The organism is Burkholderia sp. WTPI3, from assembly GCF_021483755.1.
GTDB lineage: Bacteria > Pseudomonadota > Gammaproteobacteria > Burkholderiales > Burkholderiaceae > Burkholderia.
Genome location: NZ_JAGIXF010000053.1, coordinates 1 through 24416 on the forward strand (window position 1 = coordinate 1; position 24416 = coordinate 24416).

The 24416-nt window shown below is 63.3% G+C and carries 24 protein-coding genes and 1 tRNA gene; 12 read left to right on the top strand and 13 right to left on the bottom strand.

All coding sequences use genetic code 11. From position 1 onward, the window contains the following. Window positions 1–138: 138 nt before the first annotated feature. Complete coding sequence (locus J7024_RS24815; RefSeq protein WP_124827656.1) at window positions 139–585, bottom strand: multidrug/biocide efflux PACE transporter; 447 nt, start codon at window positions 583–585, stop codon at window positions 139–141. 112 nt (window positions 586–697) lie between these two features. Here J7024_RS24815 and J7024_RS24820 point away from each other — a divergent pair, with 112 nt between their 5' ends. Beyond that, window positions 698–1582 carry a LysR family transcriptional regulator gene (locus J7024_RS24820; protein ID WP_124827657.1) on the top strand — a complete coding sequence of 295 codons (885 nt, stop codon included), beginning with the start codon at window positions 698–700 and terminating at the stop codon, window positions 1580–1582. A 46-nt stretch (window positions 1583–1628) separates the two neighbouring features. Here the strand turns inward: J7024_RS24820 and J7024_RS24825 are convergent, their stop codons facing one another. The 5 genes from J7024_RS24825 to J7024_RS24845 all read right to left on the bottom strand — a co-directional run bounded on the left by J7024_RS24825 (window position 1629) and on the right by J7024_RS24845 (window position 9717). Then, a complete protein-coding gene (locus J7024_RS24825) occupies window positions 1629–2087 on the bottom strand; it encodes a CopD family protein (protein ID WP_096502111.1) in 459 nt (152 codons plus the stop codon). Between the two features lie 249 nt (window positions 2088–2336). Then, a complete protein-coding gene (parC, locus tag J7024_RS24830; RefSeq protein WP_234745561.1) occupies window positions 2337–4658 on the bottom strand; it encodes a DNA topoisomerase IV subunit A in 2322 nt (773 codons plus the stop codon). Between the two features lie 224 nt (window positions 4659–4882). Next, on the bottom strand, window positions 4883–6865 hold the full coding sequence (locus tag J7024_RS24835) for a DNA topoisomerase IV subunit B (RefSeq protein ID WP_124827659.1): 1983 nt from the start codon (window positions 6863–6865) through the stop codon (window positions 4883–4885). Between the two features lie 268 nt (window positions 6866–7133). Next, complete coding sequence (locus J7024_RS24840; protein WP_124827660.1) at window positions 7134–9083, bottom strand: ATP-binding cassette domain-containing protein; 1950 nt, start codon at window positions 9081–9083, stop codon at window positions 7134–7136. A gap of 229 nt (window positions 9084–9312) precedes the next feature. Next, entirely contained in the window at window positions 9313–9717 is a 405-nt protein-coding gene (locus J7024_RS24845) for a DUF4399 domain-containing protein (protein ID WP_124827661.1), read from the bottom strand. A 197-nt stretch (window positions 9718–9914) separates the two neighbouring features. On the opposite strand from J7024_RS24845, the gene J7024_RS24850 reads away from it, so the two are divergent. The 5 genes from J7024_RS24850 (at window position 9915) to J7024_RS24870 (ending at window position 12523) form a co-directional block, all read left to right on the top strand. Then, window positions 9915–10097 (top strand): rubredoxin, encoded by a 183-nt coding sequence (locus tag J7024_RS24850; protein ID WP_006478164.1) that lies wholly within the window; start codon window positions 9915–9917, stop codon window positions 10095–10097. A gap of 156 nt (window positions 10098–10253) precedes the next feature. Continuing rightward, window positions 10254–10328, top strand: a tRNA-Arg gene (locus J7024_RS24855). 163 nt (window positions 10329–10491) lie between these two features. Continuing rightward, window positions 10492–11700, top strand: coding sequence for a tyrosine-type recombinase/integrase (locus J7024_RS24860; RefSeq protein WP_124827700.1), 1209 nt, complete (start codon window positions 10492–10494; stop codon window positions 11698–11700). Window positions 11701–11785: 85 nt separating this feature from the next. Next, window positions 11786–11932 carry a hypothetical protein gene (locus J7024_RS24865; protein WP_175761482.1) on the top strand — a complete coding sequence of 49 codons (147 nt, stop codon included), beginning with the start codon at window positions 11786–11788 and terminating at the stop codon, window positions 11930–11932. Between the two features lie 24 nt (window positions 11933–11956). Continuing rightward, the gene (locus J7024_RS24870; protein ID WP_234745562.1) at window positions 11957–12523 is read left to right on the top strand and encodes a hypothetical protein; all 567 of its coding nucleotides are present in this window, start codon (window positions 11957–11959) and stop codon (window positions 12521–12523) included. A gap of 3 nt (window positions 12524–12526) precedes the next feature. Here the strand turns inward: J7024_RS24870 and J7024_RS24875 are convergent, their stop codons facing one another. From J7024_RS24875 to J7024_RS24895, 5 genes are all read right to left on the bottom strand, one after another. Then, on the bottom strand, window positions 12527–13048 hold the full coding sequence (locus tag J7024_RS24875) for a hypothetical protein (protein WP_175761486.1): 522 nt from the start codon (window positions 13046–13048) through the stop codon (window positions 12527–12529). After that, on the bottom strand, window positions 13045–13818 hold the full coding sequence (locus tag J7024_RS24880; protein WP_175761487.1) for an abortive infection family protein: 774 nt from the start codon (window positions 13816–13818) through the stop codon (window positions 13045–13047). Before J7024_RS24880 ends, J7024_RS24875 begins: the two co-directional genes overlap by 4 nt. Before the next feature lie 21 nt (window positions 13819–13839). Then, complete coding sequence (locus J7024_RS24885) at window positions 13840–14241, bottom strand: hypothetical protein (protein WP_234745563.1); 402 nt, start codon at window positions 14239–14241, stop codon at window positions 13840–13842. A gap of 24 nt (window positions 14242–14265) precedes the next feature. Next, window positions 14266–14892 (bottom strand): hypothetical protein, encoded by a 627-nt coding sequence (locus J7024_RS24890; protein ID WP_175796180.1) that lies wholly within the window; start codon window positions 14890–14892, stop codon window positions 14266–14268. Window positions 14893–15026: 134 nt separating this feature from the next. Continuing rightward, on the bottom strand, window positions 15027–16394 hold the full coding sequence (locus J7024_RS24895) for an AAA family ATPase (protein WP_175796181.1): 1368 nt from the start codon (window positions 16392–16394) through the stop codon (window positions 15027–15029). A gap of 241 nt (window positions 16395–16635) precedes the next feature. Here J7024_RS24895 and J7024_RS24900 point away from each other — a divergent pair, with 241 nt between their 5' ends. The 4 genes from J7024_RS24900 (at window position 16636) to J7024_RS24915 (ending at window position 21924) form a co-directional block, all read left to right on the top strand. Then, window positions 16636–18162: a hypothetical protein gene (locus J7024_RS24900; RefSeq protein WP_234745564.1), complete on the top strand. Its 1527-nt coding sequence runs from the start codon at window positions 16636–16638 to the stop codon at window positions 18160–18162. A gap of 66 nt (window positions 18163–18228) precedes the next feature. After that, the gene (locus tag J7024_RS24905; protein WP_175796183.1) at window positions 18229–18480 is read left to right on the top strand and encodes a hypothetical protein; all 252 of its coding nucleotides are present in this window, start codon (window positions 18229–18231) and stop codon (window positions 18478–18480) included. A gap of 180 nt (window positions 18481–18660) precedes the next feature. Then, window positions 18661–20505 (top strand): reverse transcriptase domain-containing protein, encoded by a 1845-nt coding sequence (locus J7024_RS24910; protein WP_175796184.1) that lies wholly within the window; start codon window positions 18661–18663, stop codon window positions 20503–20505. A gap of 105 nt (window positions 20506–20610) precedes the next feature. Then, entirely contained in the window at window positions 20611–21924 is a 1314-nt protein-coding gene (locus J7024_RS24915; protein WP_175796185.1) for a hypothetical protein, read from the top strand. Window positions 21925–21972: 48 nt separating this feature from the next. On the opposite strand, the gene J7024_RS24920 is transcribed toward J7024_RS24915, so the two are convergent. Further along, entirely contained in the window at window positions 21973–22320 is a 348-nt protein-coding gene (locus J7024_RS24920; protein ID WP_175796186.1) for a hypothetical protein, read from the bottom strand. A gap of 259 nt (window positions 22321–22579) precedes the next feature. On the opposite strand from J7024_RS24920, the gene J7024_RS24925 reads away from it, so the two are divergent. Both J7024_RS24925 and J7024_RS24930 read left to right on the top strand, forming a co-directional pair. Continuing rightward, a complete protein-coding gene (locus tag J7024_RS24925) occupies window positions 22580–23581 on the top strand; it encodes a hypothetical protein (protein ID WP_124827701.1) in 1002 nt (333 codons plus the stop codon). Window positions 23582–23723: 142 nt separating this feature from the next. Continuing rightward, window positions 23724–24071, top strand: coding sequence for a hypothetical protein (locus J7024_RS24930; RefSeq protein ID WP_124827702.1), 348 nt, complete (start codon window positions 23724–23726; stop codon window positions 24069–24071). A 30-nt stretch (window positions 24072–24101) separates the two neighbouring features. On the opposite strand, the gene J7024_RS24935 is transcribed toward J7024_RS24930, so the two are convergent. Next, entirely contained in the window at window positions 24102–24278 is a 177-nt protein-coding gene (locus tag J7024_RS24935) for a hypothetical protein (protein WP_175762585.1), read from the bottom strand. Window positions 24279–24416 lie beyond the last annotated feature (138 nt).

Below are 24416 nucleotides of genomic sequence, written 5' to 3' on the forward strand. Positions count from 1 at the left end.
TTCACCCGCTTCAAGGTTCCCTGGTAGGCCGTCTCCGGCGCCGTCGCGATCGTGTGCGGCGTGTGGCTGTGGGCGGCCGCCCGCTGACGGACGGCCGAGATCGCGACGGCGCCCGCCCGCTCGACATCCCCGCCCCGCTCAGCCCGCCTGCACCGCGACGCGGCGTGCGACCCAGCGTGCGCGCAGCGCGTCGTACGCGAGGTTGAAGCAGAACGTGTAAGGCAGGAAGAACAGCACGATGCCGAGGTCGAGCAACAGCGCCTCGACGAGGCTCACGTCCAGCCACCAAGCAGCAACCGGCACCACCATCGCGACCAGACCCAGTTCGAACGCGACCGCATGCGCGACCCGCATGCCGAGCGTCCGCGTCAAGCCCGCGCGCCGTTCGAGGCGGTCGAACAGCGTATTGAATGTCATGTTCCACGCCATCGCGATCAGCGACACCATCACCGTCAGCACGCCGACGTGCGATACCGGCATGTCGAGCAGCCATGCGCCGATCGGCGCGCACAGTGCGATCGCCACGAGTTCGAACGTCAGCGCATGCACGAGGCGTTCCGTCACCGTTTTGTTCACCTGTTTCATGATTCCCTCCGGTTCGTATATTCAGTTCATGCGGCCATTTTGATCGGCGAAACCATACCAATCCAGTTTGATATCATCGGTTTTACCGATATAACGCCGTGAGGATCGCTGCATGCGCCATGCTCCCGAAGCCCTGCTCGCGTTTGCCGAAGCCGCGCTGCTCGGCTCGTTCACGGCCGCCGCACGCAAGCTCGGCAAGCGCCAGTCGACGATTTCCGAGGCGATCGCGAACCTCGAGATCGACCTCGGCGTGCAGTTGTTCGATCGCTCGACACGCACCCCGACGCTGACCGACGCCGGACGCGCGCTGCTGCCGCAGGTGCAGCGTGCGCTGGAGGCTGGCGCGGCGATCGACCGCATGGCGGCGCGGCTCGCGCAAGGCGAGGAAGCGCGGCTCACGCTCGTCGTGTCCGACACGTACCAGTCGAAGCGTTACGAGGAAACGTTGATGGCACTCGAACAGCGCTTTCCGGCGCTCGAGCTCGAATGCCAGATCGCCGAGCACGAGGACGTGCTCGACCTGATCCAGCAGGGCCGCGCGCAACTCGGGCTGATGGCCGCGCGCGCGGGCTATCCGCCCGATATCGGTGCGGCGACGGTGGCGGAGGAATCCGAGATCGGCCTGTTCGTCGGGCGTATGCATGCGCTTGCGCAATACGGCGACGCCGACGTGCCGCATGCGGCGCTGCGCGACGCGCGCGAGCTGCGGCTCAATACCTATGTGAAACCGGAGGATCGCAGCGCCGACGACCGGATCGTCGTCGGCACGCAGCGCTGGCTCGCGCCGAGCTATCTGATGCTGCTTGAGATGGCCGTGCTGGGGTTCGGCTGGGCCGAGCTGCCGCGCTGGATGGTGGAGCACTTCGCGCGCGATCGCCTGTGCGAGCTGCGCTCGCGCGGCTGGCCGCGCCGCGTGCGGGTGGATGCGGTGTGGTCGCGCAACCGGCCGCTCGGCCCGGCCGGCTCGTGGCTGCTCGACGCGATGCTGGCCACGTAGCGGCGCGGCACCGCGCAGGCAATCGGCGCCGGGCGGCGCCGCAGGCTCAGAAGCCGCGCGACAGCACCGCCGCGCCGATCGTCACGACGCCCAGCACGAGATTGACGACGACGAGCAGGCGCACCGTGTTCACCGCGCGCGCGCCGTCCGGCCAGTTCTGCGCCTGTACCGCACGGCGGATGCGCGGGAACAGCGCGAAGCGGATATGACCGAAGATCAGCATCATCACGACGCCGAGCCCGGCCATCGCGTGCAGGGTCCACGTCGCGTGCGCGCCGCCGAACGCCATGAGCAGGAAGCCGCCGGACAGCAGGATCACGATCACCGAGCCGGACACCCAGTTGAAGAAACGGCCGAACACGCCCTCGATCAACGGCAGCCGCAGTTGCGGCGTCAGGTCGGACAGTGCCGGGCGCAGGCAGAAGTTCGCAAAAACCATGCCGCCCACCCACACGGCAACGGCCAGCAGATGAAGAAACAACGCGACGGAAACAGCGTGGGACATGGCGGCAATCCTGTGATGGGTTGAGTGCAACGAACAGCCGCGTCACGCGCGGTATCAAGCGACGTTCGACCGGCGGACCGCCGCTCGGTTCAGACCCCTGGCAGCATTTCACAATATTTTGCAAGTTCCGCGCGACGGCGCCACTCTCGCCTACCTGAATACGGCGTCGCCGCAAAAGGAAAGGCCGCACGCACGCCGAAGCGGAGGTGCAGCCTTCGATGCCGGTCGAGCCGGCGAGCGGATCGAGCGTCAGCCGAGCATCGGACGCAGTTCGTTGACGACCTTGAGCTTCGTGTCCGGCGCGCGGCCCTTGCGCGCGCGCTTGCCGATGTGCGGCGCGAGCCCCGCATACGACAGCGTGTCGTCCTGCGCCTTGCCGCCGCGGCCGGTGCCGATCAGCACGACGCCGGCCGGATCGATCGCGAGCGCCTGCACGAGCGTTTCCTTGTCCTCGAGCGCCATCAGGATCACGCCGCGCCCGCCGCCGGACAGCGTCTTCATCTCGTCCATCCCGAACACCAGCAGGCGACCGCCGCTCGACAGACACGCGACCTGCGTCGCGTTCGGCAGCACCGGCATCGGCGCGAGCGGCACCGCGCCCGTGTCGATCGTCATGAACGACTTGCCGGCCTTCACGCGGCTCACCATGTCGCCGACCTTCGCGAGGAAGCCGAAGCCGTTGCTCGACGCGAGCAGCAGTTGCTGGTCGACCGGCGCCGCATAGTAGTGCATCAGGTGCGAGCCCGATTCGAGCTCGATCAGCGACGTGACCGGCACGCCGTCACCGCGCCCGCCCGGCAGCACCGATACGTCGACCGAGTACACGCGGCCGCTGCTGCCCCACGCGATCAGACGATCCGGCGTGCGGCACTGGAACGCCGCGTACAGGCTGTCGCCGGCCTTGAACGAGAAGCTCGCCGGATCGAGCCCGTGGCCTTTCAGCGCACGCACCCAGCCCTTTTGCGACACGACGACCGTCACCGGCTCGTCGACGACCTTCGCCTCGAACGTCGCGCGCTTTTCCTGCTGGATCAGCGTGCGGCGATCGTCGCCGTACTGCTTCGCATCGGCCTCGATCTCCTTGATCATCAGCCGCTTCATCGCGCTTTCATTCGCGAGCAGTTCCTCGAGCTTCGCCTTCTCGTCGCGTAGCGCGTCGAGTTCCTTCTCGATCTTGATCTTCTCGAGCCGCGCGAGCTGGCGCAGGCGGATTTCGAGGATATCCTCGGCCTGCCGCTCGCTGAGGCCGAACGCGCTCATCAGCGCGGCCTTCGGCTCGTCCGATTCGCGGATGATGCGGATCACCTCATCGATGTTCAGGAAGACGATCATCCGCCCTTCGAGGATGTGGATGCGGTCGTCGACCTTCGCGAGACGATGGCGGCAACGGCGCGTCATCGTCAGCTGGCGAAACTTCACCCACTCGTCGAGGATCGTCAGCAGGCCCTTCTGGCCCGGCCGGCCGTCGGCGCCGATCATCACGAGGTTCAGCGTCGCGTTCGATTCGAGGCTCGTATACGCGAGCAACGTGTTCACGAATTCCGTCTGGTCGATCGTGCGCGACTTCGGCTCGAACACGAGCCGCACCGCCGCCTCCTTGCCCGACTCGTCGCGCACCGCATCGAGCAGGTCAAGCATCGCCTTCTTCGTGTTCAGCTGTTCGGGCGTGAGCGTCTTCTTGCCGAGCTTGAGCTTCGGGTTGGTGAGTTCCTCGATTTCCTCGAGCACCTTCTGGCCCGACGTGTTCGGCGGCAATTCGGTGACGACGAGCTGCCACTGGCCGCGCGCGAGATCCTCGATCTTCCATTTCGCACGCACCTTCAGGCTGCCGCGGCCGGATTCGTATGCCGCCGAGATTTCGGCGTCGCTCGAGATGATCTGGCCGCCGCCCGGGAAATCCGGGCCGGGAATCAGGTTCATCAGCTCCGCGTGCGTGAGCTTCGGATTGCGGATCAACGCGACTGCCGCCGCCGCGACTTCGCGCAGGTTGTGCGACGGAATTTCCGTCGCGAGACCGACTGCGATGCCCGGCGCGCCGTTCGTGTTGCTGAACGGCATGCGGCTCGGCAGCGTCTTCGGTTCCTCGAACGAGCCGTCGTAGTTCGGCATGAAATCGACCGTGCCCTGGTCGATCTCGTCGAGCAGCAGTTTCGAAATCGGCGTGAGCCGCGCTTCGGTGTATCGCATCGCCGCCGCGCCATCGCCGTCGCGCGAGCCGAAGTTGCCCTGCCCGTCGATCAGCGGGTAACGCAGCGAGAAGTCCTGCGCGAGACGCACGAGCGCGTCGTACGCCGACTGGTCGCCGTGCGGGTGGTATTTACCCAGCACGTCGCCAACCACGCGCGCCGATTTCACCGGCTTCGCATCGGGGCCGAGGCCCATTTCGTTCATCGCGAACAGGATCCGGCGCTGCACCGGCTTCTGGCCGTCGCACACGTCGGGCAGCGCGCGGCTCTTCACGACGCTGACCGCATAGCTGAGATACGCCTGCTCCGCGTAGTTGCCGAGCGTCAGCGCATCGGCGTCCGGTGCGTCGGACCCGGCGAAGAGATCGGAAGTATTGTCGTCCATCTGAATTCCGTATTCGTAAGTGGCATGAGGCCGGGCCGGGCGTCATGCCCGGCCGCGCAGGCGCGGTGTAGCGTTCGATGCCAGACGGTGCCGATGCGCCAGCGGGTTCGCGTTCGCGGCAAGAAGCAAACCGCAGCGATGCCAGACGGCATCACAAGGATTTGCGACGCCGCCACGGGCGCGAACCCGCTGCGCATCAGTGCCGATCGGCGTCGAACACTGCACTAAATATCCGCTTCGACGTCGTTGCCCTTTTCCTCGAGCCAGCCGCGCCGCGCGGCTGCCTCGCCCTTGCCCATCAGCATCGTCATCCGCGCGACGGTCGCCTCGTAGTCGAGCTCGCCGAGCTTCACCGGCATCAGGCGGCGCGTGTCGGGGTTCATCGTCGTGTCCCACAGCTGCTCGGCGCTCATTTCGCCGAGACCCTTGAAGCGGCTGATGCTCCATTGCGTGTCGCGCACGCCGTCCTTGCGCAGCTTGTCGAGCGTCGCTTCGAGTTCGCCTTCATCGAGGGCATAGAGCTTCTGCGCGGGCTTCTTGCCGCGCGCGGGCGCATCGATGCGGAACAGCGGCGGCCGCGCGACGTGCACGTGCCCACGCTCGATCAGCTGCGGGAAATGCTTGAAGAACAGCGTGAGCAGCAGCACCTGGATGTGCGAACCGTCGACGTCAGCGTCCGACAGGATGCAGATCTTGCCGTAGCGCAGGTTCGACAGGTCGACGGTGTCGTCGGGGCTGTGCGGATCGACGCCGATCGCAACCGAGATGTCGTGCACCTCGTTGTTCGCGAACAGGCGATCGCGCTCGGTTTCCCATGTGTTCAACACCTTGCCGCGCAGCGGCAGGATCGCCTGGTATTCCTTGTCGCGGCCCATCTTCGCGGAACCGCCCGCCGAGTCGCCCTCGACGAGGAACAGTTCGTTGCGCGCGATATCTTCCGTCTCGCAGTCGGTCAGCTTGCCCGGCAGCACCGCGACGCCCGAGCTCTTGCGCTTCTCGACCTTCTGGCCCGCGCGCGTGCGCGCCTGCGCCTGCTTGATCACGAGCTCCGCGAGCTTCTTGCCGTGCTCGACGTGCTGGTTCAGCCACAGTTCGAGCGCGGGACGCGAGAACGACGACACGAGCTTCACCGCGTCGCGGCTGTTCAGGCGTTCCTTGATCTGCCCCTGGAACTGCGGATCGAGCACTTTCGCGGACAGCACGAACGACACGCGCGCGAACACGTCTTCCGCGAGCAGCTTCACGCCCTTCGGCTGCAGGTTGTGCAGCTCGACGAAGCTTTTCACCGCCTGATAGAGACCGTCGCGCAAGCCCGACTCGTGTGTGCCGCCGGCCGGCGTCGGAATCAGGTTCACGTACGACTCGCGCACGAGGGAGCCTTCCTCGCTCCATGCGACGACCCACGATGCGCCCTCGCCCTCGGCGAACGTGTCGTCGGCCGAACGCGCATCGGCGAAGCGCTCGCCTTCGAACAGCGGGATCAGCAGCTCGCTGCCGTTCATCTCGTCGAGCAGGTAGCCGCGCAGGCCGTCCTCGTACTTCCATGTCTGACGCTCGCCGGTCTTCTCGTTGACGAGCACGACCTCGACGCCCGGCAGCAGTACGGCCTTCGAGCGCAGCAAGCGCTGCAGTTCGCCGAGCGGCAGGTTCGGCGAGTCGAAGTACTTCGGATTCGGCCACACCTGCACGCGCGTGCCGGATTTCTTCTCGCCGCGGCCCGCGCCTTGCGTCACGAGCGGCTTGACGACATCGCCGTCGGCGAAACCGAGCTCGGCGATCTTGCCGTCGCGCCAGACCGTCACGTCGAGGCGCGTCGCGAGCGCGTTCGTCACCGACACGCCGACGCCGTGCAGGCCGCCCGAGAACGTATATGCGCCGCCGGCGGCCTTGTCGAACTTGCCGCCTGCGTGCAGGCGCGTGAACACGATCTCGACGACCGGCACGCCTTCCTCGGGATGCAGCCCGAACGGGATGCCGCGGCCGTCGTCCTCGACCGACACCGACTGATCGGCGTGCAGCGTGACCGTGATCTGCTTGCCGTAGCCGCCGAGTGCCTCGTCGGACGCGTTGTCGATGACTTCCTGAATGATGTGCAGCGGATTTTCGGTACGGGTGTACATGCCGGGCCGCTGCTTGACCGGCTCGAGGCCCTTGAGCACCTTGATCGATGCTTCGCTGTAGGCCGCGCTGGGCTTCTTCGTTGACATAGGCGCTGAATTTCGTCGTTCATCGGGACGTTTTCCACATCTCGTGTGGATAACGTCGTGGACAAAGCGTTGAGTTCCGTAAAAAAGCGAATCGAAACAACGGTGTGCTTGGACTGCTCCGAAAGCGGGCGCGCGGCATGCGCTGCGCGGCCCGGGACGCGCGGTATTTTACTGGTTCCGCGTGGCGCGCCACCGCAAGATCGTCACACCGCGCCACCGGCCGGCCACCGCGCGTGCGGCACCGGCCCGGCGGCCCGCGTGCCGTGGGTCAGACCGGTTTGCGTTTCGCCTCGAGCGTCTCCCACCGCTCGAGCGCGGCGAGCAGTTCGTCGTCGATCGCCGCGAACCGCTCGGTCAGGCGCGTGCCTTCCTGCGGATCCTTCGCGAAGATCGAGCCGTCCTCGAGCTGCGCGTTGATCGTCTTCTGTTCTTCCTCGAGCGCGGCGATCTTCTCCGGCAGCGCATCGAGTTCGCGCTGCTCGTTGAACGACAGCTTCACCGTGCGCTGCGCGTTGCGGCCGGCCGCGCTTTTCGCCGCCTCGTCCTTGACCGGCGCCGCGTCTTTCACGGCGCGCTTCGCCGCTTCCTGCTGCGCGAGCTGCTGCGACCGCTCGCTCTGGATCTGCCAGTCGGTGAAGCCGCCGACGTACTCGCGCCACTTGCCGTCGCCTTCGGCCGCGATCACCGACGTCACGACGTTGTCGAGGAATGCGCGGTCGTGGCTGACGAGCAGCACCGTGCCGTCGTAATCGGCCAGCAGCTCTTCGAGCAGTTCGAGTGTCGGGATGTCGAGGTCGTTGGTCGGTTCGTCGAGCACCAGCACGTTGGCCGGGCGCGCGAACAGGCGTGCGAGCAGCAGCCGGTTGCGCTCGCCGCCCGACAGCGACTTCACCGGCGAACGCGCGCGTTCCGGCGCGAACAGGAAGTCGCCGAGATAGCTCATCACGTGCTTGCGCACGCCGCCGATCTCGACCCATTCGCTGCCCGGGCTGATCGTGTCGGCCAGGCTCTTTTCCTGGTCGAGCTGCGCGCGCATCTGGTCGAAGTAAGCAACCTGCAGGTTCGTGCCGGTGCGCACCGTGCCTGCGTCGGGCTTCAGCTCACCGAGGATCAGCTTGAGCAGCGTCGTCTTGCCCGCGCCGTTCGGGCCCACGAAACCGATCTTGTCGCCGCGCATGACCGTCGTCGAGAAAGTGTCGACCACCGTGCGATCGCCGTAGCGTTTCGTCACGTCGGTCAGCTCCGCGACGATCTTGCCCGACTTCTCGCCCTGCGCGACGTCGAGCTTCACGTTGCCTTGCGCGTTGCGGCGCTCCGCGCGATCGTTGCGCATCTGCACGAGCCGCGCGATGCGCCCGACGCTGCGCGTGCGGCGCGCCTCGACGCCCTTGCGGATCCACACTTCTTCCTGCGCGAGCAGCTTGTCGAACTTTTCGTTTTCCACGCGCTCGACTTCCAGCTGCTGCGCCTTGCGCGTCTGGTACGCCGAGAAATTGCCCGGATACGACAGCAGACCGCCGCGATCGAGGTCGACGATGCGCGTCGCGACGCGGTCGAGGAACGCGCGATCGTGCGTAATGAACAGCAGGCCCGCGCGCTGCGTGACCAGCAGCTCTTCCAGCCAGCGGATGCCGTCGAAGTCGAGGTGGTTGGTCGGTTCGTCAAGCAGCAGCACGTCGGGCTGCAACACCAGCGCGCGTGCCAGCGCGACACGCTTCTGCATCCCGCCCGACAGCGCGTCGACCTGTGCGTCGCCGTCCGTCAGGCCGATCTGTGCGAGCGTCATCGACACACGCGTGCGCCAGTTCCACGCGTCGTGCGTATCGAGCGACGACTGCAGCGCGTTCATCCGCGCGAGCAGCGCGTCGTGCTCGGCACCTTCCGGCGTCTCCGCAAGACGGTGCGCGATCGAGTCGTATTCTTCGAGGACTTCGCGCGTATGCGTAAGCCCCGACGCCACCGCGTCGAACACCGTCGCGCCGGGCTCGAATTCGGGCTCCTGCGGCACGTAGACGGTCACGAGCTCCTGCTGGCGCGTGATCAGCCCGTCGTCGGGCTTCGCCAGCCCTGCAACGATCTTCAGCAGCGACGACTTGCCCGCGCCGTTGCGACCGATCAGGCCGACGCGCTCGCCGGCCTCCAGCGAGAAGTCCGCGTGGTCCAGCAACGCGACGTGACCGAACGCGAGTTGCGCGCCGGTAATGGAATAGAGCGACATGGGGAGACGGCGAAGAGAGAAATCGGAAGCGCCCATTGTACCGGTGGCGGACGTCCGCGCCGGGATGGCCGAACGGACTAGGCCGATGTGCGCTTCTTTTTACGCTGCGGGTGCGTGACGGCGTGTGCCCGGTGGAGGGGCCCGCATGCGATGCCTTGGCGTTGCGCAAGGCCTGCGGCGGACATCCGGCCGCAGTTCCCGGCCGGGCGTCCGCTGCGGGCGGCGCGTTTTACTGCACGTTGATCGTGATCGTCGAGCTCATTTCCGGACCGTACGAACGGTGTGCGCCGTCGCCGAATTGCAGCGTCAGCGTGTGCTGGCCAGGCGGCAGCTTCAAGTCGGTTTCGGTCTGGCCCTTGCCGAAGTGCAGCGAATGGTCGGTGGCCGGGATCACGTCGCCCTTCGGCACCGGCTTGCCGTCGATCAGCAGGTGATGGTGGCCCGTGTCCGGCGTCATGTCGCCGGCCGGCTTGAGTTCCATCCCTTCGAGGCCGAATTTCACGTGCACGGGGCTCGATACCGTCGCGCCGTCCTTCGGCTCGACGAAGAACACGCGCGCCTCGGCACGCGCGAGCGTCGACATGGCCAATGCCGCGACACAAACCGCGCCCGCGATCCATTTCTTGTTGAGCATCGTTTCCTCCTTCAGATTGAAAGGCTCACGAAGCATACACTGCGTGCCCGACCCGCGCGACGACGGCGGTTGTTCGCGATGCGTACGTTTAAAACGACGTTGCCGAGGCGTTCGGCGAAATTCCGGTACCATTGCGCCTTTCATCCGCCGGCCGTGCCGCAAGCGGCATCACCGACTTTCATCATCCCGAGCGCCACATGAGCGAAGTAACCGAATACCAGAGCTGGGTCTGCCTGATTTGCGGGTGGGTCTACAACGAAGCGGAAGGTCTGCCCGATGAAGGCATCCCCGCCGGCACCCGTTTCGCCGACATTCCCGCCGACTGGCGCTGCCCGCTGTGCGACGTGGGCAAGGAAGATTTCGTCGTCGTCGATTTCTGATTCCCGATTCTCGATTCCCGACCACGTTTTAACGCGCCAGCCGCGCATCGGCACGCATTCCGTGCGCCGATGCGCCGCGCGTTTGCTATACTCTGCGCGCTGTCCACACAGCCGTCCCGTATCGCGTGTTCAACACACGATACCGCGGACATGGCTCTCCCCGTAGTTCAATGGATAGAACAAGCGCCTCCTAAGCGCTAGATACAGGTTCGATTCCTGTCGGGGGGACCAATCTTCCATCTCGTGCGATCCCCAGAATTCCGGCAACCCGTGATAACATAAGGCTTCGCGGGTTTTTTCAATTCCGTATACGTCCCGGGACGTACTGCGACAGCCGGGGGTATTTGGGGGTATCTCTCGGGGTATCCAAGATACCCCTTGGAGGGATACCCCCATGCCCTTGACCGACAAAGCCGTCAAAAACGCGAAAGCGGGCGACAAGCCTGTGAAGTTATTCGACGGCGGCGGAATGTTCCTGCTCGTTACCCCGGCCGGTCAGCGCTACTGGCGACTCAAATATCGCGTCAACGGCAAGGAAAAGTTGCTGGCACTCGGCGTGTACCCTGACGTTTCACTAGCAGTCGCACGCAAAAAGCGTGACGAGGCGCGGGAAAAGCTTGCGGCGGGTATCGATCCCAATGAAGCAAAGAGAGAAGTCAAACGAACGGCGCGCATCGCAGCCGCTAGTTCGTTCGAGGCGGTTGCGCGCGAGTGGTTCGACAATCAGCGCGCAGGATGGACCGAGACCTACGCTGAGAAAGTCATCCACTCGCTGGAGATCGATGCATTCCCGAAGATCGGCTCACGGCCCATCGCCAACATCGAAGCGCCGGAAATGCTGGAGATCATCCGCGCAATCGAAGCACGAGGTGTCCGGGAAACCGCCAAGCGACTGTTGCAGCGTTCGCGCGCCGTATTCCAGTACGCCATCATGACTGGCCGTTGCACCCGTAACCCGTCCGCTGACATCGATGCGGAAACGATCTTAAAAAAGGGGCCGGGCGTACAGCACATGGCCAGAGTGAAGCCGTTGGAGATCCCGCAGCTCATGCGCGACATCGCCGCGTATCCCGGTGAGCCAGTTACCCGACTGGCGCTAGAATTGATGGCCCTTACCTTCGTCCGGACGAAGGAAATGATTCGCGCTCAATGGGCAGAGTTCGACGAGACTGCGGCAGAGTGGCGGATCCCGCCCGAGAGAATGAAGATGCGAGACCCACATATTGTCCCGCTGTCACGGCAATCACTGGCCGTGTTAAAGCAGCTCCGGCAAATCAATGGCGACCGGCCACACGTGTTCTATAGCGTACATGGTCGAGCACCGATTTCGAACAACACTATGCTATTCGCGCTTTATCGCATGGGCTACAAGTCCCGGATGACAGGGCATGGCTTCCGCGGGCTCGCCGCCACAATGTTACGTGAACTCGGATACAGCCGAGACGTTGTAGACCGCCAGTTGGCTCACGCGGAACGCAACCAGGTTACTGCTGCGTACGTTCATGCCGAGTACTTACCCGAACGGCGCGGGATGATGCAACATTGGGCCGATCATCTCGACAAACTCAAACTGGTTCGCAACGACCCGCGCCTGCCTCACTGACCGAGCCACAAGGTGACCCCATCCCAACACACCCTGATGTTTCATCGGTGCGCTCCCTTCGACCGCTCCGCTTGAGCAAACGCCTATGATCACGGTCGATACCCACCGCTGGGACACTCGCTTCGAGTTCGAGGACGTCCAGCTCGCCCTGCACCGCCCGCGGGTTCGCGCGTTCCTAAACGGCGTGGTGCACCCGGCCCTCGCCGCGATTGACGCTGACATCGAGCGCTGAGCCACCATCCAAGAGAGCGGCTGGATGTACGCCGTCGCCGACGGGCAAGCCCTGTTGCAGGCGACGGTCCAGGCGTTCTGCCTCTCCATTCAGTCGCTATGGGAACGCCAACTCCGCAACTGGCTGAACTCCTGCATCGTGCCCGCGCCCCAGAGCATGCGCCAACGCCGAACGGCGCGCGATGGAAGCCTGTCCGAGTTGAGTGGTCTTCTGCTCGAACTCCGAGGCATCGCCCTCACCGCATTCCCCAGCTACGCGGACCTCGACCTGTTGCAACGGGTCGGCAACGCGTGCCGCCACGGAGACGGGCGGTCCGCCATTGCCCTGTTCCGCAGCAACCAGGAGCTGTGGCCCAACTGGTCGTCGGCCCCGTTCCCCTGGTCCGACGACAACCCGCCCGTGGGCCCGCCGCCCCCGCCGTCGTTCGAGCGGGCCCTGTTGCCCCGCGAGCTGCTCGATCGGTTCGCCACCGCGATCACTGGGTTTTGGGAGGACGTGGAATACATCCGACTGCACAGCATCGAAACGAAGCACAATCAGATCCACGTCGAAATGGAGCGTCTTCGCGGACAGCGGCGAACACGTTGCTGAGTCTCAGCGCTCCCACATGGGTTTGGTTGCGGTATTGGTGATCAATCCATGGAGCGCCACGGCCGCTTCATGGATCTTGGCGGTGACCTCTTTTATGTCCGCGACCCGCACGATCTCAACGTTGGTCTTGAATGCACCGCGGGCCGACATGTATGCGATGTGAACCAGACCATCCTCGTCCAGAGAAAGCGCGTTGTGCGCGTACTTGTTGCGTCCCGCCTGGGCCGCCCTGACCTTCTTGATGACGACCTCGTAATCCTTTAAGTGAGGCACCTGATCCACGAGCTGTCCGCACAGGGAGCTTACGATGTCCACCCGCTGCTGGAAGTTGCTGTGCGCCACCATCGCCAACGCGCGGATGTCGGTCGGAGACTCGTAGCCGGCCAGTTTCGAGATCGCGACCGCAGTCGTCGATTCGAGGGAACCCCACACGCTCACCATGCGCCCCAGTTCGAGCAGGTATTCATCAGGCACGGGCCAGTTGGGGTTGAACTCGCCGCGTTTGGATGTCTTCTGGGTGGTCATGACTGGCTGGCCTGGGCCTTCGCTTCGATGGTTTTGAGGAAATGAACCAGGCCACCGATGTGGCTGACGATCAGCACAGCCTCGTCGTGATTCAGCATGGGGTTGTCGTGCGCCAGGCTTTGGTCGTTGCGCACGGCGTTCATCGCTTCAAGGTTTGATATGCTGGTCTTGAGGATTCGCTCGGTCATCTCGCTTTCGATGTGGCCAGCACCACGCAAGTTCTTCACATACTCACCCATCAGGCTGTGCAACGGTTTCTCGCGCGTGACCGCAATGCCGCGCCGCTCGCAGAGCGTGCGCAAGAACTTCATCATGAAGACGTGCACGCGGTCCAAAGCCGTCGCGGGCTCGTTGGCCTCGATCGCGGCCCGAATGTGCTTCGCCGCAGCGGTGAAATCCAGCGCGTTGACACTCGCCGTAAACGCGTCGACCTCGGGGACCGGACTGCTAAGTTTCAGCCGTGCAATGATCGCGTCGACTGCGCCGCGCTGCTGCGAGTCGTCCGGCAAGCATCGGAACTCCTCACCCCATTCGATCAGCGCGTCGAGCGCTCGAGCGACCGTATGGTCGGACTCCAGCTCCCAGAAGGCGCGCATCCGCTTGGCCTTGGACGGGCCTTTGAACTGGTATTTCTCATCGTGGATGTCGAGACCAAGCTGTTCTTGAAAAAACTCGGCCATCGTTCGATCGGAGAAGTTCAAAACGTAACCGCTGCCCATGTTAAGGAACGGTTCGAGGCAGCGGCGATCGCGTGAGGTCAGAGTGGACATTTGATCTCTTCGTCGATCTCATCAACCTTGAGTAGATACAAGTCGGGTGTACGTGTATGCATCGAGACCGACACCGTAACCCGGGGGATTGAACGTACCGCCTCCTCGGTCCGCGTCCTGACTTCCTGCCCACGGATACCAGACCATGTTCGATGATGGAAAGCCTATAAATCCCTTGATCCATTCTCTGTCAAGGTAATCGCGGTAGAGGACGTAACCGTAAAGCCATATCGGCTCACCGCCATTGACAGCTTGAACCTTTGCAGCGTCCAAGCGGACATTCGCCGGAATGGCCAGTGCAATCTGTTTCGTGGCGTCGGGCATAACGGTGCTACCGAATCCCGATTGAGTTTTGCGACACCCCGTATAGTCCGGTATGGATGGTGGGTAGCCGAACCCAACGCCGATCACCGCCTCGGTCACCTCGGCAATCGTCCGCCCGACATTCTAAAGCGTAACCGTCGCGACGCCATACCACGCCGGATTTTCCAGCACGATCGGCTGTAGCGTCATCTCCATTTCCGCGACTAGCCACCGCGGCTGCTCCCGCGCAACGATCGCTTTGACGGCATTTGCCGCTGCTTCGGCACTGGACTGTGCCGCTTTTGCCGAGTTCTCCGCCACCACACCTGCTCTCTTGGCTTCGATCAGGAGACCGCGCGTCGACAGCCAGAGGAACGCCGTGAACGCAGCGAGCAGCAAAGTCGCAACTGCCAGGAGGATGTCGCTCCACTTGACGCCCTCCTCCGGTTTGGCCAACCGATCGACGGTTGCGCCGCTCGTTGAACGCTCACCGTTCTCAACCGCGCGAGGAGCAATCGTCACCGGTTCCGGTGCCCTGGATTCCACGGCTGCAGCACTGCTTTCCGTTGACGCACTCCTGGGTGCAGAATCGCTGGCCGCCAACAGCGGAGGAACGCTCACCCCGGAAGCTGTCAATCCTGGCTTGGCATAGAGCCCCTCGGCGAACGCCGCGGCATGGTTAGGTTGAAGGTTCGCGCTATCGCTTGCCTGGGCGGTCGTCGCCAAGAAGGATGCGCAAATGGCGATGGCCAAAAGAAGGCGTTTCAGCATGGTCAGAGCTGGAAATGGGAACCGATCATCGTAACCGAAAGGCGCGTACCGCAGGAGCGCCCATCCGCCCACCACACACCCCACTGGTGGCTCGCATGCGCGGTGGCCACAATCGCATAGTCAGGCGGACATCATCACTGCTTCGAATCGTCCCATTCGGCGACCTCCTTGTCCGTGCGCACGCCACGCGGAATGCTCGGACCGCGATAGCCGCTGCGCGCGTTCCCAACGTGCATTGCCTGCCTGGGCGCGGGCCGCTCGCCGCTCAGTGCGATGCCGTTCGCTTCTGCCTGCATGCGGACGTAGCCACGCAACATCTTTTCGGTATAGGTGTAGAGGCCTTGCCGCCCTTCCGGCTGGGTCAACACCGCGCCGTACGCCGTGCCCTTCAGCTTCCGAAGCTGCGAGGCAAAACGGCTGCGCTCGAGCGCCTGGCGTCCATCAGCACGCTTTCCGATCACGACTTGGTAAGACTGGAAAATCCCGTCCAGCGATCGGATCAAGTCCTCGTGGTCGGCCGTCGCCCAGACGAGATCCTCCATCTCAGGATGGTGAACAACAGCCTTTTCATAGGGGCGTTTCAACTCACCAGCGGTCGAGAGAATCGCTTCCCCGAGCCCATGGAGAAAGAGGTCTGAGTCGATCTGTGAGACGTCATTGTGGGACGCAAAGGCGCTCCATAAGATCTTTTCAGTGATCAGGTGAACGTAGTATGGGAAGCCGTCGCTCACCATGGCGATACGCCAGTTGACGTCGTTGTCGAGTTCGATCTCGAATGCATCGGCGGCAGCCTGAACGATCTCGCGGCGAGCATCCCAGCCCAGGCGCGGCAACTCGACCTGCTCCAACTGGCGGTAGGAAGACTGATGCGCGCCGAGCAGCTCGTCGAGGGACTTTCCGATCCCAGTGAAAATAAACTTGATGTTGACGGACCGATCGCCCATCTGTTTAAGCAGGGCGGCAAACTTGTTACGTTCGCCAGCATCCAGGATCGCGTCAAACTCGTCGATCACGACCGCCGTGTTGCCCCCGCGTTTCTCGGCGACCTCTTCCAGCAGCGCGACGGCATCGCCAATGGACCGGATCCGGTCGGCAATGTCCACCGCACTGGTCTCCGTGCCGGCGGACATCCTCACCCTGGCCATGTCGATGGAGGCCGAGCGGGTCGTCTTGACGGCCTCTGTTCGAGGTTGCCGAAGGGCCTGGGTCACGATGTTGGCGATCACGGTACTGAACGTGTCGTCCGGCGATCCCGACACAAACACGGGCGCGGCGCTGGCGCTCTGGTATTGAACCGCGGCCGTTTGCCCGACAGAACTCTTGCCCACGCCCCGGTCGCCGTAGATGAAGACATGGCGACCCGGTGCATACAAGCTCTGCTTGATCGTTTCAAGCTCCTTGTCGCGCCCCTTCAGATACTCGATGCTGTGGATCGGTCGCGATGCCGATAAGACAGCACCTAGCTTCGTTCCAAACTCGTCTTCAGTATAGCCTCGGATCACCGCGCCTCCGTTTCTCCAGCAGGCCGCCCCGCCCATCGGTTGGGCCTATGGCTTCCGATTATGGCACTTCGAAGGGGCCAGGGTTCCTGCTATAGTGTGCCCAGGCTGTCGTCGCCTGCCGCACGCGCCCTTCGGGGCATGACGAAGACGATGTGTCACCGCACCTACCCCATTCCATGGTCCTTGTTTTCGATGGGCGGTCCGCAAAGCGTGCACCGGATTTGCCGCCCAGGAGAAAGCAATGGATACGCAGCAGTTGAAGCTGCAGGCCGGGCTCGTCCGCGGCCTTTTGCAGCCCACGCACCCCTCCCTTGGTCATGGCCAGGCGCTCGATCTGATCGCAGCGCTGCCCGGGCTTCGTAACTGGCCCGAGGTGATGGCGTTCCCCGAACGCGTCGCCGCCGCCGAGCTGGATACCACCTCGACCGGTCGCTTGGCGTTCCGCCTGAAGAAGCGCTACGCGGTCGACATGTCGCCCCAGGAGTTGCTCGTTGCCCTGTCTCCGCCCGGCGCGGTCGTCGCCCGCGGGGCCCCGCAGACCTGGCCGTCAGGTCCCGTTCCCGGCGTCTACATCGCGACCACCCAGAAGGCGATCGACGCCCTGCTGGATGTGTATGAGGACGCCACCGACGGCGCGTTGCTCTACGCCGAACGCGCCGGCAATGGTTGTCCCAGCGCCATCGATCTGGGTGAATACGGCCTCTGGTCGTCCGGCCTGGATCGCGTGCCCAGCGGCACGTTGCTGGTGGTAGGCCCTCTCGAACTCGATCAGCAATCCTGGGACGGAACCGCGAGCCGTCTGGAAACGGCTTGCAGGTATGCGCTGGACTCAGGGCACCGTGTCGCGGTGCTGCTCGACTCCCCGATGCCCGAGATGCTCCACGAGGACGTCCGGCTCATGGTCAAGTCCAGGGACGGGCACGTGGACGAAGAAACGGCGCTGATCGGCGTCGTCACCGACGAGGGCGAATTGCAAGCGCGCGTGCCGTTCTCCGGAGCATGGCCGACGATAAAACCGGTCACGCCGGCGGGAACCGCCGACGCTTTGCCGACGCCGCTCATGGGACCTCTGCGTGATGTGCTCGCTGAACGTACGAACGGCTTGTTGCTGTTCGGGTCCGCCGTCATCGCCGAACATTCCGCGATGGACCTCGTGGCAGCCTCGTTGACGCTGACCGAGCACGCCGGTCCGGCCGCCCGCATCATGGCGCGGCACCGCTCGACGCCATCGAAGGATTGGAACGTGCCGGAAGCGATCCAGCAACTGCCCTTCTTGCCGTCGATCGAAAGCGCCTATGCCCAGGGTTATCGCCGCCTGATCTACCACTCCAGCTACACAGAGCCCGAACTGTTGTTGAAGTACAGCGAGGACTCGCTGCTGATTTGCGGCACGTATGGCGCGGACGTTATGAACGTGTTCATGAGCACGATGCGCGCGGGTGGCGGGACGGACATGGAGGCGGACCTGCTGGCCCGCATCATCGCCATTGCAGCCACCACATCCTTCCCGTCCAATGATGGGAACAAGGTGGTCGCCGATTTGTACGTGTCGACCGGCGCACCGATCGACAACGTGGCCACGTTCGAGCAGATCGAACAGTTCCTGAACGACAAACTCCTCACACGGTGGAAGGATGGGCTGGCCAGTCTCCTCGAAGCGGGCATCGTCGCGCCCGCCGAGGCGAAGAAGGCTTTCCCACGAAGCGAGGGCATCAAGGCTTTTGTTGATAAATACGTCAAGAAAAAGAAGGCGCGCGCAACCGAGTAAGCGAACACGGGGCCGGTGCCGTCAAGGCGCCCGGCGGAACGTTTCGAACACACCCAATGGGGCGTCATGGACGTGGCCTGGTTTCTGAACCGCCGCCTGGATTTCATCCGGCAGCTTTACGCCAGTTCGTCGGCGCCCTTCGTCAATCGTCGAATCAAGATCGAGAACAAGGAAGAGCCGTTTGTGCCGCCATACTCGGAGGACCCGGAACCTGCGTTCATGCTCGAATGGCAGGATGCCAGCGACTCGACCGACGTCCTGGCCATGCGTGTCCGCCCGCATGGTCGGCCCCTTGCTGTCGCCAGCGCATTGCCGTGAACCAAAACTACAGCTTACAATCGGGACGCCGCCCCTGAACGAAGCTTAACCAGGTCCGCGTTTAACGCAGACTTTCCACGAGGTATCCCCGAGCGTACCGTACATGATCGTTCGTCCGATTTGCGCGATGTGTTTACAGGAGAAAGACGGATAAGGGGCGGCACTCACTCACGGGGAAACATGGTCGCGATTCCGAGTGCCGACGAACTGGCAGAAGCCATGCTGCGCAACCACGTGACATGGTTCACCCGCAATGCGCTGGGCGTCGATTACGAAAAACTGAAGCGGATGATTTACCCGCGGCCACCGTATAAGCACTTCACTATCATGAAGCGCAACGGCAGCCCTCGGGTCATTTCGGAACCGCGTAAGCGCCTGAAAATCATCCAGGAGCGGGTCCTTGCCTTCCTTGAACCCCGCTCGGGCCCGTTGAAGCCCGCCGTCCACGGATTCGTACCCAAGCGAAGCATCCTCACCAACGCGCGAGTGCACTGTTCGCCAAAGAACCACCACATTCTGAACCTCGATCTTCAGGATTTCTTCCCGAGCATCACGTTCTATCGGGTACGTGGGGTATTGCGCAAGCATCCGTTTAACCTGTCCCATCACGTTGCAACGGTCATCGCACACATCTGCACGCTGGATGGCACGTTGCCGCAAGGCGCACCAACATCACCGTTCCTTTCCAATCTGGTGTGCCGGTCGATGGATCGTGATTTGACCGATCTCGCACGTCGCAATCTCGCACGTTACACGCGCTACGCCGACGACCTGACGTTCTCATTCCCCTTGAAAAAAACGTCGAACCTGCCGGCCGCCGTGTGTGTTGTGGACGAAGACGGCGGAATCACGCTTGGGGCCGAACTGCATGACCTGATCACCAACAAGCACCATTTCGCCATCAACGCTGCCAAAACACGGTTGAGCGATCGCGGACGTCGCATGGAAGTCACCGGACTCACGATCAACAAGTTTCCCAACGTGCCTCGGATTTTCATCGACCGTATCCGCGGCGCGTTGAACGCCTGGGAGCGCAACGGATACGACACGGCCGAAAAGGGATGGCGAGAGCGCATTGAAAAAGCGGCCACCGGTCCGCATGAGAAAAAACCCTGGAAGCGCCAGACGCGCAGCGGTGGCGCTCCAACGCTCAAAAATGTCCTGTGGGGCAAGCTGTTGTACTTGAAGATGGTTCGAGGGGACGACGATCTGATCTACACCAGGTTGGCAGAGCGCTACAACGCGGCCGTTCTCAAGGAGATGGCCACGGGTCCGTTCTCAGCGCGAGAACTGCCAGTACAGCCGGTCGTGCGCGACTACAAGACAGCGCGTGAGGCCGTGTTCGTCGTTGAGTGGCTGGCCGACTACCATAGCTCGCCTGGTCATCATGAGTGCCCGATCGAAGCGCAAGGGACCGCCTTTGCGTATCGAGAACTCAACTTGCTCGTCACGTGCGACCACGTCCTCGTGGGAAAAGCCGAGTTCGCAGGCATGGAGGTTCCCGCAGATTTCGACGCGCCCGAAGTCGTTAATAAAATGCTGACGGTCGTGCGTCCCGAAACCCATGAATCGTGGGCCGCTCGTGTCGTCTATCGCAACAAGCAGTTCGATTTTGCGATCCTTCAGTTCGACGAGCCGCCACCTCATCATCGGTTTTTCTCAGCCATGGACGCGCCGATTGAGCCTCACGCGGACGGTGTTCTCATCGGCTTTCCCGCCTACCAAAACTGGAACTTGCCGGACATCAACCCGCAGAAAGTGCTCAACCGTACGTTGCCGAACGCCAACATGATCAGTTTCACCATCGCAAACGCAGGCAGCATCCGACCAGGCAACAGCGGTGGACCGTTTACGGACGACCGATTGCGCGTCGCCGGGATGGCCCAACGCGGCGCTTACATGGGCGTCGGACACGACGAATGTCTGTGCTTCGAAGTGATGGACAAGATCATTGGCGAATGGAAGGCCAAAAGCACTGCAGCGGCTGCAGTCCCTGCTGCTCCTGCTGCTCCTGCTGCTCCGTAGGCGTCCACGCGACACGAAGCAATGCCCACCGTCGACCGGGCACATGGATGTGAATGATCCCTCGTCCTGATCGGCGTGCTACATTCCCCGACAAAAGAACGGGGGATGAACGTGCGAAGTTTCAACAGCGTGGTGGACGAAGCACGGCTGGTCGTGAGTCCGGCCGAGACAGTGGTCAGATACCTTGAAGACCGCGGCGCGCAGGTCGCAAAGCAGCCGTTCAGCGATACAGCTGACGAGCAGTTCGAACGGGCGCTGCTAGAACGGCATGATCCCCTGATTGACCTCACCCTTGCTCGATGGTGCTGTCACGTTCCGACGGGGCAGGCCTTACTTGCCGCCAACCCTGGCGATAGCACACACGCCCTTGCCATCCGTCTGTCCCTTCTCTCGAACGTTACCGCCGGTGCGAGCTTTATGAGCAATGGCCCAACGGCCTTCTTCGGCGACAGTCCGATGGACTGGTTCGCGTCTACTACGGATGAGGAGCTGACTGCTTTCTTCAAGAATCCATCCCTGAGCAACGAGTTTTTTGAAGCATTTTTCAACGGCGGGCCGGCCTGGGCCTGCCTCTCGGAGCCGCGGCGTCTGACCGCGCTGCGTGCTGTAACAGGCAATCCGCGCATGAGCACGCCGTACGATCGATCGTTCGCTGACGGCTACGCCGAGTTCTCGCACAACAAGGTGTTCGAAGCCGCTTGGAACATGGCAGCGACCGTGCCGAACACCAAAGCGTGGGCCTTCGCGCTCGGCTGGCTGTTCGATGTTTTGCTTCCCATCGGTCATGGTATCGACGACCCTCTAGCCTCTGCGGCCCGATGGACGCCCGACGATGACGAGGGCATTAAACATGGGGCGCTCTCACCGTTCCAAAACGTCCGCAAGGGGCTGGCGCGCCTTGCCTTGGCGAAGAGCGCCAACCGGACAGACGACTTCTTGGCAAGCGACGATCCCGCGCTGCGCGCGGCGGTCTACGCATCGCGGTCGTTGAATACGGACCAAATCGCCGCGGCCGTGGAGCGTGACGGTGTCATGGCGTTTGGCGAGATGGTGCGCAACGCGCAGTTGTGGCGCGGGTACAAGCATCGCGACGCACTGCGCGAGGCATCGTGGGCGGTCGTCAACGCCGATCCGCACTCCGATCTGCTGCCGCACAACCTGTTCACGGCGATGTGGGAACGTATGGAGCGCGAACACCCGTCGTGGTTCAGCGACGTGGCGCCCAGCGATCTTGACGATCTGGATTTGCCTGCCACCAGGGGCGACGTGCATCGGGTGCTCGAAACGTTGACCGAATCGAACACAGGTCTTGGACTTCAACAGGTCGGTGCGGCCATCCAGGCGCTGAACAAGCGCTTGGGCTGGGTATGGTGGTTTTCGCTGGGCGCATTGCTGGCGACGATCGGTCATCGGCTATGACTGTCCACGCGTCGCGAGAGAAACGGGGCCTTTCGGCCCCGTTGTTCTTTACAGGCTGATGCCGCGCCCGGTGTCCCGTTGCGGGACCGGGCGTTTGGCTGCCGCCCACTCCTGCTCCCGCGTTTTGACCTCGGCCTGCTGCACCGCCTTGGCCTCGGCCTGGAGCTGTGCCTCAACCTTCGCAGCCGCCTGGCGTGCCTGGTCGGCCTGCCGCTTTTCCATCACCTGACGCACGGCGTCGCGGCTGGCCGCTGCGTTTTTGGCGACTTTCGCCGCGTTCTGCACCGCGCGCTCGGCCTCGCGGGCACTCGTCTCGACGTGCCCGGCCAGACGGTCGGCGGCATTTGGTGTGGCGAACACGGTGGCCTGAATCGTAGACTCCAGGGCACCGATCACGCGGGCCGGCACGTGGAACTACCACGAGCAAATCATCCAGGTTTGGCGTTGGGGGGCGAAGTTGTTGGGGCAATATTGACGAGCGCGATCGTCGATCGTAGGAACAATGGGGCCGTTCGGCCCGGTTGTTCTTTACAGGTTTCGCCCGCTGACGCTCTGCGTCGACGCGACTTAGCCGACGACAAACCGCTGATTCACCGCTCCGCTCCCTGGATATACCGTGCCAACAATGAAAGAGCACTCGAGAACGGGGGCGGGGATGATGAACCAACGACGCATGAGTTTTGCGGGCTACCTGGCGGCGATCGTCGGGAGCGCGCTGCTTCTCAGCGGGTGCGGCGATCGCTCCGTGTCCGGGTCGTACGTATCGCACAACGGCAACCAGGCCGATCTGCTTCAAGTCACCGAAACCCCCGATCACCGCTTCACGGGCACACTGCGCCACGCGGCGCTGACCAGCGACGGCACGCTATCGTCCAGCACTAGCAACGTGAGCGGATCGGTCGACGGGACCAACATCACCCTCACGGTCCTCGCCACGCCGCTCCCTATCGGGCAAAACTTTGCCGGCATGGCAACGAGGAGTGGGATAGACCTCACGGTGCCGGACGGTGCTCAAACGGGCGTACAACACTTCACGAAAGGCCAGCCCTCTGACTTCGACGAGGCGGTCGCAAAACTGGACAAGATGGGCCAAGCGATCATCGCGGCGCGGCAGCACGGTCAGCGCGCCGACCAGATGAACCGCCAAGTCAACGCCCTCACCGACAGTCTGAATCGCTTCGTCGACAACGCAAAGCACCACATCGACCGGCTGCCGCGCGCGAAGGCTTACTATGATCACGCCGTGACGTTCGAGCAGGCGAAGCTCAAACGCGCGCAACGTCTGCAAGCTATCGGCAACGAGGTCGCGCAGGGCCAGGCGGGGGTCATCGTCGGTCAGATGGGGGTGGACAAGGCCCAGATTTCGATCGTTGACGACGAACTGGACCGGGTGCGCAACGAAGCAGCGGCAGCGGAAAACGGGCTCAACGCCCGGATCGACCAGTGGCGCGGAACATGCCTCGACGGTGCTGCTGCGGTCAAAGCCGCCGACGTTATTCCCGACATGGGTTCATGCAAAGGGCTAACGCGAGCCGTGTCTGCGTACAACGCCGTGCTCCCCACGCTGCACAATGCCTTGGCTGCAGCAGGCCAGGCCAGAACCCAAGGCCATACCCGGTTGACGGCGATCTGGACAACCGCCAACTCGGTGCAGTGACCCGCCCCATCGCATCCGCTCACACAGGTTTCTGCGTTCGGTTAAAATCAAAATGAAGCCCCGGCAACGCTGGTGTTCCGCCGCCTTGCCAGGTGGGTTTGCCCCTGCTCGACCAATGAGCGGAACATAAAGGAGTCACTCCATGGGCGCGAAGAAAGCTGCCGAAATAGCCGAATCAGTCGTTAACCGTTTGTTCAGCGACCAGATCGACCGTACCGGGCATTCCGCCAAACGCATTGCTGCGGATGGCAAGAAAACCGGCGATTACGAAGCAATCGCCAGGGACATGAACGAAAGTTCGCGACGTAACAACCCGGATTCTCCAGCAACGTTCACGGCGGATGATGCCCGCGTGGTTGCTCGATTCTTCGATGCCAACCGCAGCCGCCCCGTCTATACCAAGGCGCAAAGCAAGGCGCGGAACAAGAGTGCAGCGCCAGCAACGACGCCGTCCGGTGCCGGCGCACCTGACGGCTTCCAGCCGACGTAAGACAACGGGGCCTCACAGCCCCGTTTTTCTTTACATGCTGATGCCGCGCCCGGTGTCCCGCTGCGGGACCGGGCGTTTGGCTGCCGCCCTCTCCTGCTCCCGCATTTTGACCTCGGCCTGCTGCACCGGCTTGGCCTCGGCCTGGCGCTGTGCCTCGACCTTCGCCGCCCCCTGGCGTGCTTGCTCGGTCTGCCGCTCTTCCATCATCTGCCGCACCGCGTCGCGGCTGAGCCTGCACGCACACGTTCGATAGGAGCATGTTTTCAGCGAGCGAACGAGCGGCCTGGGCCGTGTCGGGCGTGATGAACGAAGCGGCGACGAGTAGTTCCGGCAGCGATCACGGCC